Genomic DNA, 13488 nt, shown 5'->3' on the forward strand with positions numbered 1-13488 from the left:
TCCTTCCGGCCGGCCGTGTCCCTACGTTACCGATCGACACCGACAACGGGCACTGACTTCCGAACACGTCCGCCAAGGGCGAACGAACGCGGAGTCATCATTTGTTCCCGCCTCCGGTGGCCAGCAGCTGCTCCGAGAGCAGGACCAGGGCTTTTTCCACGGCAGCCCAACGGACCGCTAAGCGGTCACCACTCACCGTGATTGTCCGCACTGTGGACACTCCAGGTCCGCTCAAGCCGATGTGGACCGTCCCCGGAGGAACTCCGTCCTGCGGATCGGGCCCGGCGACCCCGGTGAGCCCGATCCCCCAGTCCGATTCGCACCTTTTCCGGGCACCTTCGGCCAGTTGGATCGCGACGTCGGGGTGCACGGCACCGTGCTCGTCGAGCAACTGCTGGTCCACACCCGCGAGCTCGTGCTTGAGCTCGGTGGCGTAGACGATCAACCCACCGCGGACCACAGCACTCGCCCCCGGTGTGTCGACGATCGTCGCGCACAGCAGACCCGCGGTCAGCGACTCGGCCGTGGCGACGGTCTGATTCCTCGCTTTGAGCAGCTCGACGACGTTGGTCATGCGACGGCGCGACCTGCCCTTGCCTTCATCTTGAACGCGTGGATCACGTAGTCGATTCCCGTGACGATCGTCAGCACGAGCGCGACGGCCATGATCACCCACGCGATGAGCCCCAGCACGTCGTTCTGCGGGAGCACGAAGAGCCCGATCGCGATGACCTGCGCCAGCGTCTTGGCCTTGCCGCCGCGGCTGGCGGGGATGACGCCGTAGCGGATCACCCAGAACCGCAGCAGCGTGATGCCGATCTCGCGGACGGCGATGGTGATCGTTATCCACCACGGCAACACGTCGAGCATGCTCAGGCCGACCAGCGCGGACCCGGTCAGCGCCTTGTCCGCGATCGGGTCGGCGATCTTGCCGAAATCGGTGATGAGCCCGTGCTTGCGCGCGAGCGTGCCGTCGATGTGGTCGGTGAAGCTCGCGACGGCGAAGATCCCGAACGCGATGAGGCGCCACGTCGTGTCGAAGCCGCCCGCTTCGAAGAGGGAGAACAGGAAGACCGGAACGAGCGCCAGCCGCGCCATCGTGAGGATGTTCGCGACGTTGAGCAGCGGGACCTTCCGGGCTTCCGTCATGTCGGGATTACCTCGACGATCAGGTCCACGCCCTCGGAGTCGACCACGCGGCAGCGCACGAAGTCACCGCGCTGGAGCCCTTCGGCCTCGAGCACGATGCACTCGCCGTCGACCTCGGGGGCCTGGTGCTCGGCGCGGCCGACGCAGTCGTTCTCGTCGTCCTCCTCGGTCTCGATCAGCACGACGACCTCGGTGCCGACCCGGTCCTCGGCGCGCTGGCTCGTGAGCTCCTCGACGAGGTTGCCGATCCGCTGCACGCGCTCCGCGATGACGTCCGCGTCGAGCTTGCCGTCGAGCTCCTCGGCCTCGGTGCCGTCCTCGTCGGAGTAGCCGAAGATGCCGACGGCGTCGAGCCGCGCCTCGTTCAGGAACCGCTCGAGCTCCTGCACGTCCGCCTCGGTCTCGCCGGGGAAGCCGACGATGAAGTTGCTGCGGATGCCGGCCTCGGGCGCGTGCTCGCGGATCTGCCACACGAGCTTGAGGAAGCTGTCGGTGTCGCCGAACCGGCGCATGCGCCGCAGCACGTTCTCACTGGAGTGCTGGAACGACATGTCGAAGTAGTTCGCGACCTTGTCGGTCTTCGCGATGGCGGCCACGAGGCTCGGCTTGGTCTCGGCCGGCTGCAGGTAGCTGACCCTGACCCGCTCGACGCCGGGGATGGACGCGAGCCGCGGCAGCAGCTGCTCCAGCGCACCCTGCTCGCGCGGCAGGTCCTTGCCGTAGCTCGTGGAGTTCTCGCTGACGAGGAACAGCTCCTTGACGCCGTTCTCGGCGAGCCACATGGCCTCGGAGACGATCTCGTCCGGGTGCCGCGACACGAAGGCGCCGCGGAAGCTGGGAATCGCGCAGAAGCTGCACCGGCGGTCACAGCCGGACGCGATCTTGAGCGGCGCCACGGGGGCGTCGTCCAAGCGCTTGCGCTGGACCTTCGTCGGCCCCCACCCGTGCCCGGGCACCTGGACGGCTTGAGCAGCCTCCTGGCGCTTGACCGGCGTGATCGGCAGCAGCGTGCGGCGGTCCACCGGCACGTGCGACTCGACGGGCTTGCCGTGCAACACGTCCTGCAGCCGCTCGGCCAGATCGTTGTACTGGTCGAACCCGAGGACCGCGGCCGCCTCGGGAAGGCTGTCCGCGAGCTCCTTGCCGTACCGCTCCGCCATGCACCCGACCGCGACGACCTTGGCGCCGGTGTCGGACGCGGCGAGCAGGGTGTCGACCGAGTCCTTCTTCGCCTGCTCGACGAAGCCGCACGTGTTGACGACGACGACGTCAGCGCCCTCGTCCACCAGCTCCCAGCCGCCCTCACCGAGGCGTCCGGCGAGCTCTTCGGAGTCGACCTCGTTGCGGGCGCAGCCCAGGGTCAGCAGCGACACGCGTCGCGGAGTGGTGGGAGAAGACACGACGCTCAGAGTAACCGCCCCAGGTACGAGCGCTTGAACTCAGTACTTGCGAACGACCTCGACAAGGCGCCACATGTCGCTCGACGGGTTGCCCGCGCCCAACGCTCTGGCCCTCTCGGCCGCCTTGTCGATCCCCTCGGCGAGCAAGGCGAAGTCGAGCACGCCCTTCGAGTAACCGGGCAGATGCTTGCGCAGCTTCTCGGCAGCGGCCTTGGGGCTGGAGATGCCCGCGGTGCACTCCGCGAAGTGGAGGATCAGCCACACCTCGAAACACGGGTTCGACACCGCCAGCGAAATCCCCGTCGCCTCGGCTTCGGCGACAGCCTCGACGATGTCGAAGTCGTCGACGTCCACGACGCACCAGTACTCGTCGAACCCGCCGCGATCGTGCTCACGCATCTTCGCCGCGTGCCTCACGAGCTGAGCAGGAGAGCCGACCTTGACCAGCGTTTTCACAGTTACAGGCTTGGAGAGCCGCTTCAAACCGTCCAGGTAGGCCTGTTCGGTCTGCCCGCAGCACACCACGAGCACGCGACTGGCCGAGACTCGCGAAGGTGTGCGGCGACGGTGCGACGAATTCTCACGCCGCGCCATCGACACCTCGAAGGAGTGCGGTCACGAAAGTTTCAGCCTGCACGTCGGGAACGGCGCCATAGCTGCCGCCGAGGTACCGGCGCTCGAGGTTCTCGCCTTCCTTCCGCGGCTTGAAGTCGGTCAGCGGGTACAGATCAGACGCACCCTCGGAGTTCTTGTCGACGAACCAGACGTCTTCGCGCGTGAGTACCTCGTCGCCGAGCACAGGGCTGAGGAGGCTTGCGTCGTGGGTGGTGAACACGAGTTGGGCACCGGCCGCGTTGACCTCGGCGTTGCGGAACAGACCCACCAGGGCCGCGGTGAGACGCGGGTGGAGGCTCGCGTCGATCTCGTCGATCGCCAGCACACCTCCGCGTTGCAGCATCTGCAGCACTGTGGGTAGCAGCATCAGCCACGAGAGTGTTCCGGCCGATTCCTCGCCGATGTCGAACGTGCGGTTCCGAGGGCCGTGAGTGAGTCGAACGCGATCCCGGTTCCGGTTCGCATCGTCGAGAATCGCGCGAACGTGCTCGGAGGACACCTTCCATCCACGCGCCATCGCAGCGATCTCGCGATCGGACAGAGGACTCGCGTCGTACTTGATGCCGGTGATACCGAGATCAGCGATCTTGAGCAGGTTCACCAGCTGATCCGTCAACTCGTCGGAGGACTCGAGGAAACGCCCGATCGCGGCGTGACTGAACGGGGCACGAATCTCACTCCGAACGACGAACTTGTTGGCGAACCACCGCTGAACAGGCGAAACGGCCTCCAGTCCAGACTGGGCCGCAAGGCTGAGGAATAGCGCGTTCGGCCTGAGAAGCGCCTTGAGCAGTTCACCCTTGGCACTGCCTTCAGCGACCGTGGTGCCGAGCTTGATCTTGGCGCCGGATCGTTCGAACAGCACTCGCTTCCGCTTCTCCGGGTAGCTGTAAAGCCACTCCTCCCGGATGCGCTGATCGTCCGCCTCGAAGCCGTAGGTGTACCGGACGCCGGCTTCGATCAGTTCGACCACGTAAACGGACGGCCGGTCAGGCGAATCGTCGAGCTTGAACGGCTGCCTCGGCACGCCGCCGTCCGGTGTCCAGACCGCGAACGAGTCGCGCACAGCGTCAGCCATGAAACGCAGCCCGTCGAGGAGGTTCGACTTCCCGGATGCGTTCGCTCCGTAGATCGCCGCCACCGGCAGGACATCGCGATCCCTCGAGTAGGCGGGCATCAGGAGCAGTTCGTGCTCGTCGCGGAACGAGCGGTGGTTCGCCAGCCGAAAGCTTCGTAGCACCGCCTAAACTCCTTCCAGCGGGTTTTAAGGCAACTTATCTGCAAGTAAACCGCATGAAACGGACTGAAGCTCACCCATACGGCGGATTTCACGGTGACGACCACCGCACGTCACCCGGCCGGGGGCGCCGCTCATACTTGACGGTTGTGACCAGTGGGGTAGTCGTGCGGCGCGCCCGCACCAGCGATGTGCGCGCCATGAAGGCGTTGATCGACGGATACGCGGGCAAGGTTCTGCTGGCAAAACCCATGGTCACGCTGTACGAGGCGGTGCAGGAGTTCTGGGTGGCCGAGGAGGACGGCGAGCTGCTCGGCTGCGGCGCCCTGCACGTCATGTGGGAGGACCTGGCCGAGATCCGCAGCGTGGCGGTGTCCCCGGTGGCGCTGGGCAAGGGCGTGGGCCACCGGATCGTGGCGCAGCTCATCGCGACCGCCAGGGAGCTGCAGCTCGCTCGGATCTTCTGCCTCACGTTCGAGACGCGCTTCTTCACCAAGCACGGCTTCGTCGAGATCGAGGGCACGCCGGTGAGTCCCGAGGTCTACGAGGAGATCATGCGGTCGGTCGACGAGGGTGTGGCCGAGTTCCTCGACCTCAGCTACGTGAAGCCGAACACGCTCGGGAACAGCCGGATGCTCCTGGAGTTGTAACTCTTCGAGTAATCACTCGAATAGTCTTGACTCAACTAACGCGGCAAGGCCAGTATCTGTGCCGTGTCCGAATCGCTCACCGTCGACGAGCTCGCCGCCCGGATCGGCCTGCCCAGCAGCACCATTCGCATGTACCAGACGAAGGGTGTGCTGCACGCGCCGAGACGGCAGGGGCGCGTGGCGTACTACGACGCCTCGCACGTCGAGCGGTTGACGTTGGTGCAGCGGTTGCAGCAGCGGGGGTTCTCGCTGCCCGCGATCGCGGAACTGATCTCGGCACGGGAGAAGGGCGAGTCGGTCGCCGCGGTGCTCGGCTTCAGCGAGGCCGAGGGGCCCGACGACTGGGTTCGGATCAAGGTGCGCGACATCAAGCACCTGATTCCGACCGGAGACGTCCAACCGCGACTCCTCCTCCGGGCTATGCGGTTGGGCTTGGTGCGGTGGAAGTACGGCTGGCCGCACACGCGTCGCTGGGCACTCGAAGCGGGCGGCAGGCTTGCCGGCCTCAGGGTGCCCAGCGATGACGTCATGGACAGCTTCACGCGCCTGCGCACGGCCACCGACGCGGTGGCGGCGGACTTCGTGCGGTTGTTCGAACGGCAGTTCTGGCCCGAGCTGGCCCGCAAGGCCGGGGACGAGAACCAACTGGAGAACGTGCGGGCGTTGCTCGTCGAGCTGACGTACACGGCGGAGACCGCGGTGGTGGGGACGCTGCGGGAGTCGATCCGGGACGCGGCGGAGGAGTTCGCGTCGCGGCACGGGTTGCTGCCCAGCGCCGACTACCAGCCCGCGTGGGCCGAGCAGCCGTTGCCGCCGATCGCCGAGAACCTCATGGATCCGGCGGGGGACCTGCCGAGCGAGCAGGAGATCGAGAGTTTCCTGCGCAGAGGGGACGAGGATGAACCTGGTCGCTGATCCCGCCTGGCACGCCCAAGTTCGAGACGAAGGCCTCGTCGTTTACGCGGGTGCGGATCTCGCGTACCTGATTCCAGACCTGCCCAGGGCGGTGGCCGTGGCGCTGGCCGGCCTGTTCGAGCCGGTGTTGAGGGGAGTGGCTCGAACGGTCGACGAGAGCCGGTTGGGGGAACCGGTTCGCCAGTACCTGGCCCAGCTGAGGACCCTGGGCGCTCTCCGCCCGGCCGGGTTGCCGACCGGTGACGCGCACAAGCCGATGGGGGTCGGCACGCGCGTCGTCGGGAAGGCACCCGCCGGGCTGGCAGAGCTGTTGCCGCACAACGAGAATCCGGACCTCCTGCTCGTCGTGCGGACGACCGGCACGCTGGTCGACCTCGTCGAGGTGGCACGCGAGACGAAGGTCCCGCACCTGTTGCTGGACCTCGCGTACCACCACACCGCCGCCGTCGGGCCCTTCGTGGTGCCCGGTGCCGGCGCGTGCCTGGCGTGCCTCGCGGTGCGGGCGGGGCGGCGGTGGGGGGATCCGCCGCCTCCTCCGCACCCCGGGGCGCTCGACCACGAGTTCCCGATCTCCCTTGCCATGCAGGCGATCCAGAACATCCGCAAGGGCTCGCTGGCCCTGCTGGACACGGTCGTGACCGTCGACCTCGACGAGTTCACGACGACGCGCGAGAGCGTGCTGCCCGCGGCTGACTGCGAAATCTGCCCGACGGTCGAGTTCGGGCGCGTGTCACTTCCTTGGGGGAACCATGAACGCGACGGCAGTACGGTTACCTGACCAGTTCTCACCCGGTGCGGCCGCCGCCAACGCCGCCACGCCCACCTGTTGCTGTTGTTGTTGCTGCTGTGCGGTTTCCTCGGTCGGTGCGGCCGTGCACATCCCGGTGGCCCTGCGCCGGGACACCCAGGACCTGCCCGAACCACGCGGTGCGCTGGTCCTTCCCTCCGCGATCTTCCCGTTGCTGGTCCTCGTGCTGCCCTTCGTCACGATGGGCGCGGTCTTCGACCTCCACTGGGGCTGGTGGGCCGGCGCCCTGAGCGCCGCGCTGGGCTGGGCGGTCGCGTCGGGGTTCATCGCCCGGTCACCGAAGCCGTGGATGAGCCTGGTCCGGCTGCTCGGCTGGATGGTGTTGTGGTGCGTCGAGCCGATCTTCGTGGTGCTGGGACTGGGTCCGATCGCCGGCCTCGACCCCGTGGTCGCGGTGGTCGTCGGCGTGCTCTACGTCGGCGGAGCGCTGTGGTTCGGGCACTGGATCTTCCGGTACCACCGGAGCAAGCGGTGAGGACGGTCGCGGAGGCGCTCGCCGAGCGCGCGGTCGGCTGGCGGCAGGGAGTGGTGTCCCAGCTGCATCCCGTGCCGCACAGTCTGTCCGATGTGGACGTCGAGGGCTGGGCCGCGGTGCCGGAGCCGTTCGCCGCCGGCGGTACTTCCGGCGGCACCAGCAAGATCGCCGCGATCGCCGAGGCCCTGGAACGTCACGCCGCCGCACGAGCACCGCTGGAGATCGCCACCGACGGCGAGTGCTGGCCGTTGGAGCACTTCAGCCTGCACACGGTCGAGCAGCGAGTGGCGCCGAACTACCGCTACCGCAAGGGATATGTCGACACCCGGTACACACGGGCGTGGACGTTGCCCGGCAACGAACCGATCCGCGTGCCGGCAGGGCTCGTGGGCCTCGACGCCTCGTACGGCCTGCCCTCGACCTCATCGGGGCTCGCCGCCGGTCCGTCGACGACCAGCGCGTTGCTGAGGGCCACCCAGGAACTCGTCGAACGCGACGCGTTCACCACGACGTGGCTGCATTCCGTCGCACCGCAGAAGTTCGCCGCCGATCTGCCCCGCGGTGTCCAGGCGTTCGACCTCACGCCCGCCTACAGCCCGCACCCGGTGGTCGCCGTCGCGGGCTCGCTGCCGATCGCCGGCAGACCGCGGCCCACGCTCGGGCTCGCGTGCCGGGCGACCACGGCCGAGGCCGTGCGGAAGGCCTACGAGGAGTGGGTCCAGGGCACGGTGTTCATCGAGGTGTGGCTGGCGCGCAACGGAGACGAGCCCGTCGACGACGTCACCGACTTCGACCGGCACGCCGTCTACTACGCCACGCACCCGGACGAGTGGGACGCGCTGCCGTGGTTCACGGGCTTCGAGACGGACCCGCCGCCCGACGCCGAATCCCTTGGCACAACGGCGGAACTGACCGAACTCGTGCACGCCCTCGACCGCGCCGACGTCCGGCTCGCCTACCGCGAGCTCACCACGCCGGAACTGTCGGCCGTCGGACTGCACTGCGTCCGCGTCCTGTCCCCCGACCTCGCGCCGCTGCACTCGGACCACCGCTGGCCGCACCTGGCAGGTCGCGCCCGCGACGTCACCTGGCGCTACCCGCACGCCTCACCGGGCGTGTTCCCCAATCCCGCACCGCATCCGCTGGGGTGAAGCAGATGTTCGACGACTTCTGGGCCGCGAGCCGGTACTCGACGCTGCACCAGCGCAGGCTCGGCGACCGGTTGCGCGACTTCCGGCCGCAACCCGCGTTGATCGACCCGCTGGAACTGCCCACGACCCCGCTGCCGCTCCCCCGCCCGCACGACCGCCTGCAGAAGCTGTTCCAGGCACGCAGGAGCACCCGGGAGTTCTCGGACGAACCACTGACGGACCGGCAACTGGGCGCGGTGCTGGGCGCCCTGTCCGACAACAGTTTTCCGTCAGCGGGCGGCCTCGACCCGTTGCGCTGCTACGTGTTCGTGCGCGGCCGCGCCCTCCGCTACGACATCCGCCGCCACGCGGTGCAGGACATCGGCCCGGCGCCGGCGGACCTCGCGGAGATCCTCGGCACGCCGGACGTGCCCCCGCTGACGATCATCCTGGTGTTAACGGACAAAGACTCGTTCGAGAAGTACGGCGAACGCGCTGGCCGCTTCGGCTTGATCGAAGCAGGAGCCGCCGCGCAGAACGTCTGCCTCCGTTTGGCGGAGCAGAAACTCGGCGGCTATCTGCTCGGTGGAGTAGCGGACCACGAAATGCTCCACTGCCTGGGGTTGCCGCGTGACCTTCGCGTGGCCACTGCGATCGCCTGCGGTCACATGATTGCCTGACGTTCACCAGATCGTGTCTACCGAGGACAGTCGACCACCCGCTACAACTGGCGAGACCCTGCTCACACCCCGAGGAGCTCGCCATGTCGAAGACCCTGCGCTCGGCATTCGTGGGTGCCGCCGCCTCGATCGCCCTGATCTTCACGGGCACCCCGGCTCAGGCCGTGGACATCGTCGCGGTCACCGACGACTACCTCTACACGAAGACCATCGGCCAGTTCACAACATTGCGCGCACAACAGCCCTACGCGGGCCAGCTCGACTGGTCGTCCGACGGTTGTTCGTACTCGCCGGACAACCCCTTCGGCTTCAAGTTCCTGCCGACCTGCCACCGGCACGACTTCGGCTACCGCAACTACAAGCGGCAGGGCCGGTGGAACGAGACGAACCGCCTGCGCATCGACAACAACTTCAAGTCCGACATGTACAAGCAGTGCGGCTCGAACTGGGCCTGCAAGCGCACCGCCGACCTGTACTACGCGGCCGTTCGCGAGTTCGGCAACAGCGCGAGCTCCACGGCCACCAGCATCCAGAACGCCGGCCTGAAGTAGGTCACTCGTCGTCGTCGGCGGGGCCGCCTCCACGCATCAGGTAGACCACGTTCTCGAGCTCGTCCGGCTTGATCAGCACCTCACGTGCCTTCGAGCCCTCGGACGGCCCGACGACGCCACGGGTCTCCAGCAGGTCCATGAGGCGACCCGCCTTCGCGAACCCGACGCGCAGCTTGCGCTGCAGCATCGACGTCGAGCCGAACTGCGACGTCACGATCAGCTCGGTCGCCTGCACGAGCAGCTCCAGGTCGTCGCCGATGTCGGCGTCGATCTCCTTCTTCTCGCCGGCCTTCTGCGCCGTGACGCCGTCGGTGTACTCCGGCTGCGCCTGGTTCTTGGTGAACTCGACGATCGACGAGATCTCCTCGTCGCCCACGAACGCGCCCTGGATGCGCACCGGCTTCGAGGCGCCCATCGGCAGGTACAGGGCGTCGCCCATGCCGATCAGCTTCTCGGCGCCGGGCTGGTCCAGGATGACCCGCGAGTCGGTCAGCGACGAGGTCGCGAACGCCAGGCGCGACGGCACGTTCGTCTTGATCAGGCCGGTGACGACGTCGACGGACGGGCGCTGCGTCGCCAGCACGAGGTGGATGCCCGCCGCACGGGCCTTCTGCGTGATGCGGACGATCGCGTCCTCCACGTCACGGGGCGCGGTCATCATCAGGTCGGCGAGCTCGTCGACGATCGCCATGATGTACGGGTACGGCCGGTAGACGCGCTCGGAGCCAGGCGGCGCGGTGATCTCGCCGGACTTCACCTTGCGGTTGAAGTCGTCGACGTGCCGCACCCGGTTGACCTGCATGTCCTGGTAGCGCTGCTCCATCTCCTCGACGAGCCACGCCAGCGCCGCCGCGGCCTTCTTCGGCTGCGTGATGATCGGCGTGATCAGGTGCGGGATGCCCTCGTACGGCGTCAGCTCGACCATCTTCGGGTCGATGAGGATCATCCGGACCTCGTCGGGCGTCGCGCGCGCCAGCAGCGAGACCAGCATCGAGTTCACGAACGACGACTTGCCGGAGCCCGTGGAACCGGCCACGAGCAGGTGCGGCATCTTCGTCAGGTTCGCGGTGACCATGTGGCCCTCGATGTCCTTGCCGAGGCCGATCACCATCGGGTGCGTGTCCTTGACCGTGGACGACGCGCGCAGCACGTCGCCCAGCCGCACCATCTCGCGGTCGCTGTTGGGGACCTCGATGCCGACCGCGGACTTGCCGGGGATCGGGGCCAGCAGGCGGACGTTGTCCGTCGCCACGGCGTACGCGATGTTCTTGGTCAGCGCGGTGATCTTCTCGACCTTCACGCCGGGGCCGAGCTCGACCTCGTAGCGCGTGACCGTCGGACCGCGGGTGAAGCCGGTGACCTGGGCGTCGATCGAGAACTGGTCCAGCACACCGGAGATCGCCTCGATCATGAGGTCGTTCGCCTTGCTGCGGGTCTTCGGCGCGTCGCCGTCCTTGAGCACGTCCGGCGGCGGCAGCTGGTACTCGCCCTCGACCGCGCGCACGGCCATCGCCGGCGCGGCGGCGGCCTTCTTCTCCTTGGCGGGCTTCGCGGGCACGGGCTCCGCGGGCTCCTCCAGGGGGAGCTCGGCCTGCTCGTCCTCCACGGGTTCGACGGCCTGACGGCGGCGGGACGGGCGGCGCAGGCGAACCGGCTTCGGTTCCTCGGCGGGCTCTTCCTCGTCGGACGGTGCCTCGGCCTTGGTCCCGGGGTGCAGCAACGAGCGGATGCGTTCGGGCGCCTGGCGAATCGGCGTGTGCGTCACGACCAGCAGGCCGTACCCGAAGATCAGGAACAGCAACGGACCGGCGACCCACGGCGTCAGGCCCTGCGCCAGGAACCCGCCGGCCAGGTAACCGAGGGCTCCACCGGCGCTGCGGCGTTCGAGCGGGTCCATCGGCAGGCCGCCGATGAGGTGGAACATGCCGAGCACGCCGATCATCATCAGCACCGAACCGATGATCAGCCGCGGCCGCGCGTCGGGCTTCGGGTCGCTGCGCATCAGCGTGATGCCGATGCCGAGCAGCACGACCGGCACGATCACCGCCGGGAACCCGACGGAACTGCGGACGGCGACGTCGACCCACTGGCCGACCGGTCCGCCGGCCTGCCACCACACGCCCGCGCCCGTGATGACCGCGAGTGCGATCAGCAGGAGGCCGAGGCCGTCACGACGGTGTTCGGGATCGAGGTCCTTGGTACGGCTGACGGTGCGCACGAGACTGCCGACGCCACGGCCCAACGCACCCCACACGGCACTGATGGCACCGCCGCTCTTGCGTGGAGCGGGCTTTCTGGACGCGGTGGATCGCGCCCGCGGCTTGGCTGGTGCTTTGCCGCGTGACGTGGTCTTTCTCGAAGTCCCTGTGCGCCCGGCCATGTGTATAAGGTAGTCCCTTGCGTCTCACCAGCCACGTTTGCAACCGGGACGCGTGCGAATCCTCATGGTTCACCGGATCTGGCACGGTGTCGTTCCGACACGCCGTACGCTGCCCCGCGTGTCCACACCGCTCTTCTGGCGCGTGCTCATGGTGGTCGACCGTGGCCTGATCGCGCTGACCGGCAAGCTCGAGGTATCGGGTGACATCCCGCCGGAGCTGCTCGGCAAGCCGTTGTTGCTGGCCTCCAACCACATCGGCAACCTCGACCCGATGGTGCTGATCGCGGCCTGCCGCAAGATCGGCGTCAACCCGCGCTTCATGCTCGCGGGCGGCCTGCTCGACGCCCCGATCATGGGACCGGCGCTGAAGGCGTGCGGTCACCTGCGCGTCGACCGGCGGTCGGCGAACGTCGGTGAGGCGATGCACCGCGCCGTCGAGGCGTTGCGCCAGGGCGGCGACCCGATCGCCGTCTACCCCGAGGGCAAGATCAGCCTGGACCCCGGCATGTGGCCGGAGCGTGGCAAGACCGGCGTCGCCCGCATGGCGCTGGGCGGCGGCATCCCGGTGATCCCGATCAGCCAGTGGGGCGCGCACGAGGCCGTGTACTGGGGCAACCTGCACGTCTCCGGCTGGAGGGACGCCCTGCCCTACCTGACGTCGTGGCTGCGCGCGGTCCGCAAGCGACCGACGTTCAAGGTCCACTTCGGCAAGCCGGTGGAGCTGTCCGACCTCAAGGCCGAGACCATGGGCGACGCCCGGCGCGCGCACGAGCGGATCATGGTCGCGATCACCGAGGGCCTGGTGCCGTTGCGCCTCGACGAGCCGGACCTGCCGCGCTTCCACGACCCGACGCGCCCGACGACCGGTGTCTCGCCCTGGCGGCCCGCCTGATCGAGTAGCCGATCACGGTGATCAGCATGAGCATCGGCATCGGATTGCCCTGCCACAGGCTGATCACGAAGTCGATCACCGGGATCACCAGCGCCGCGACGAACGTGAACGCGCTCGCCGTGGGCAGCTTGACCTTCGGGTCGGCCCACGGTGTGCGCCCCCACGGCTTCGCGACGCTGAGCCACGCCTGGAACGCGATGGCGCTGATCATGAGTGCCGTCCCGACGGGCATCCACACGGTGACATGCCCGTTCACGGCCTCCTGGAGGTTGCCGCTCAGGATGAAGATGCCGATGTAGAGCTGGCTGATCGTGATCACGAACTTCGCGAGCACCCACCAGTGCTTGAAATAGCCCCACGGTGTCGTGGCGCTGAGCATGAAACCGGTGAACGCGCTGGTGTTGGCCATGATCGCCAACACACCGTGGTCGAGGAAACGCGCCATTTCGAAGGCCTTGAGGTCGCCCGTCCTCATGCCGTAGAGGACCAGGGCGAGCAGAGCGACGGCCTGACTGAGCCAGCCGACCGACGTCACGACGTGCAGCCACACCACCAGGGTCCGAGCGCGTTTCTGCATGACGTGTAGCTTGCCTACGCATCAGCGTC

The 13488-nt window shown here is 67.9% G+C and carries 15 protein-coding genes; 8 read left to right on the forward strand and 7 right to left on the reverse strand.

The window, feature by feature from the left end:
* Positions 1-97: 97 nt before the first annotated feature.
* The 5 genes from PV646_RS02010 to PV646_RS02030 are packed head-to-tail and all read right to left on the reverse strand — an operon-like array spanning position 98 to position 4341.
* Positions 98-574, reverse strand: coding sequence for a CinA family protein (locus PV646_RS02010; protein ID WP_500339724.1), 477 nt, complete (start codon positions 572-574; stop codon positions 98-100).
* Entirely contained in the window at positions 571-1149 is a 579-nt protein-coding gene (pgsA, locus tag PV646_RS02015) for a CDP-diacylglycerol--glycerol-3-phosphate 3-phosphatidyltransferase (RefSeq protein WP_500339725.1), read from the reverse strand. Before pgsA ends, PV646_RS02010 begins: the two co-directional genes overlap by 4 nt.
* The gene (rimO, locus tag PV646_RS02020; protein WP_500342230.1) at positions 1146-2558 is read right to left on the reverse strand and encodes a 30S ribosomal protein S12 methylthiotransferase RimO; all 1413 of its coding nucleotides are present in this window, start codon (positions 2556-2558) and stop codon (positions 1146-1148) included. The genes pgsA and rimO overlap by 4 nt, the downstream gene beginning before the upstream one ends.
* Positions 2559-2588: 30 nt before the next feature.
* The gene (locus PV646_RS02025; RefSeq protein WP_500339726.1) at positions 2589-3143 is read right to left on the reverse strand and encodes an RloB family protein; all 555 of its coding nucleotides are present in this window, start codon (positions 3141-3143) and stop codon (positions 2589-2591) included.
* A complete protein-coding gene (locus PV646_RS02030; protein ID WP_500339727.1) occupies positions 3130-4341 on the reverse strand; it encodes an AAA family ATPase in 1212 nt (403 codons plus the stop codon). Before PV646_RS02030 ends, PV646_RS02025 begins: the two co-directional genes overlap by 14 nt.
* A gap of 200 nt (positions 4342-4541) precedes the next feature.
* On the opposite strand from PV646_RS02030, the gene PV646_RS02035 reads away from it, so the two are divergent.
* The 7 genes from PV646_RS02035 (at position 4542) to PV646_RS02065 (ending at position 9610) form a co-directional block, all read left to right on the forward strand.
* Positions 4542-5051, forward strand: coding sequence for an amino-acid N-acetyltransferase (locus tag PV646_RS02035; RefSeq protein WP_500339728.1), 510 nt, complete (start codon positions 4542-4544; stop codon positions 5049-5051).
* Between the two features lie 63 nt (positions 5052-5114).
* A complete protein-coding gene (locus tag PV646_RS02040; protein ID WP_500339729.1) occupies positions 5115-5966 on the forward strand; it encodes a MerR family transcriptional regulator in 852 nt (283 codons plus the stop codon).
* Positions 5950-6744, forward strand: a complete 795-nt coding sequence (locus PV646_RS02045; protein ID WP_500339730.1) for a hypothetical protein — start codon at positions 5950-5952, stop codon at positions 6742-6744. The genes PV646_RS02040 and PV646_RS02045 overlap by 17 nt, the downstream gene beginning before the upstream one ends.
* A 94-nt stretch (positions 6745-6838) precedes the next feature.
* Positions 6839-7249, forward strand: a complete 411-nt coding sequence (locus tag PV646_RS02050) for a hypothetical protein (RefSeq protein ID WP_500339731.1) — start codon at positions 6839-6841, stop codon at positions 7247-7249.
* On the forward strand, positions 7246-8400 hold the full coding sequence (locus PV646_RS02055; protein ID WP_500339732.1) for a YcaO-like family protein: 1155 nt from the start codon (positions 7246-7248) through the stop codon (positions 8398-8400). Before PV646_RS02050 ends, PV646_RS02055 begins: the two co-directional genes overlap by 4 nt.
* Positions 8401-8405: 5 nt before the next feature.
* A complete protein-coding gene (locus PV646_RS02060; protein WP_500339733.1) occupies positions 8406-9059 on the forward strand; it encodes a nitroreductase family protein in 654 nt (217 codons plus the stop codon).
* A gap of 83 nt (positions 9060-9142) precedes the next feature.
* Positions 9143-9610, forward strand: a complete 468-nt coding sequence (locus tag PV646_RS02065) for a phospholipase (RefSeq protein WP_500339734.1) — start codon at positions 9143-9145, stop codon at positions 9608-9610.
* Between the two features lies 1 nt (position 9611).
* Here the strand turns inward: PV646_RS02065 and PV646_RS02070 are convergent, their stop codons facing one another.
* Positions 9612-11873: an FtsK/SpoIIIE family DNA translocase gene (locus PV646_RS02070; RefSeq protein ID WP_500342231.1), complete on the reverse strand. Its 2262-nt coding sequence runs from the start codon at positions 11871-11873 to the stop codon at positions 9612-9614.
* Positions 11874-12108: 235 nt separating this feature from the next.
* Here PV646_RS02070 and PV646_RS02075 point away from each other — a divergent pair, with 235 nt between their 5' ends.
* A complete protein-coding gene (locus PV646_RS02075; RefSeq protein WP_500339735.1) occupies positions 12109-12882 on the forward strand; it encodes a lysophospholipid acyltransferase family protein in 774 nt (257 codons plus the stop codon).
* On the opposite strand, the gene PV646_RS02080 is transcribed toward PV646_RS02075, so the two are convergent.
* Positions 12779-13459 (reverse strand): hypothetical protein, encoded by a 681-nt coding sequence (locus tag PV646_RS02080; RefSeq protein WP_500339736.1) that lies wholly within the window; start codon positions 13457-13459, stop codon positions 12779-12781. The genes PV646_RS02075 and PV646_RS02080 overlap by 104 nt on opposite strands.
* Between the last annotated feature and the right edge of the window lie 29 nt (positions 13460-13488).

It is taken from the genome of Streptomyces sp. ID05-26A (genome assembly GCF_033794685.1).
Taxonomy (GTDB): domain Bacteria; phylum Actinomycetota; class Actinomycetes; order Mycobacteriales; family Pseudonocardiaceae; genus Lentzea.

Coding starts and splice junctions, on each gene's coding strand:
- PV646_RS02045 (WP_500339730.1), top strand. CDS start 5,950: ATGAACCTGGTCGCTGATCCCGCCTGGCACGCCCAAGTTCGAGACGAA.
- PV646_RS02065 (WP_500339734.1), top strand. CDS start 9,143: ATGTCGAAGACCCTGCGCTCGGCATTCGTGGGTGCCGCCGCCTCGATC.
- PV646_RS02025 (WP_500339726.1), bottom strand. CDS start 3,143: ATGGCGCGGCGTGAGAATTCGTCGCACCGTCGCCGCACACCTTCGCGA.
- PV646_RS02010 (WP_500339724.1), bottom strand. CDS start 574: ATGACCAACGTCGTCGAGCTGCTCAAAGCGAGGAATCAGACCGTCGCC.
- PV646_RS02030 (WP_500339727.1), bottom strand. CDS start 4,341: ATGCCCGCCTACTCGAGGGATCGCGATGTCCTGCCGGTGGCGGCGATC.
- pgsA (WP_500339725.1), bottom strand. CDS start 1,149: ATGACGGAAGCCCGGAAGGTCCCGCTGCTCAACGTCGCGAACATCCTC.
- PV646_RS02060 (WP_500339733.1), top strand. CDS start 8,406: ATGTTCGACGACTTCTGGGCCGCGAGCCGGTACTCGACGCTGCACCAG.
- PV646_RS02080 (WP_500339736.1), bottom strand. CDS start 13,459: ATGCAGAAACGCGCTCGGACCCTGGTGGTGTGGCTGCACGTCGTGACG.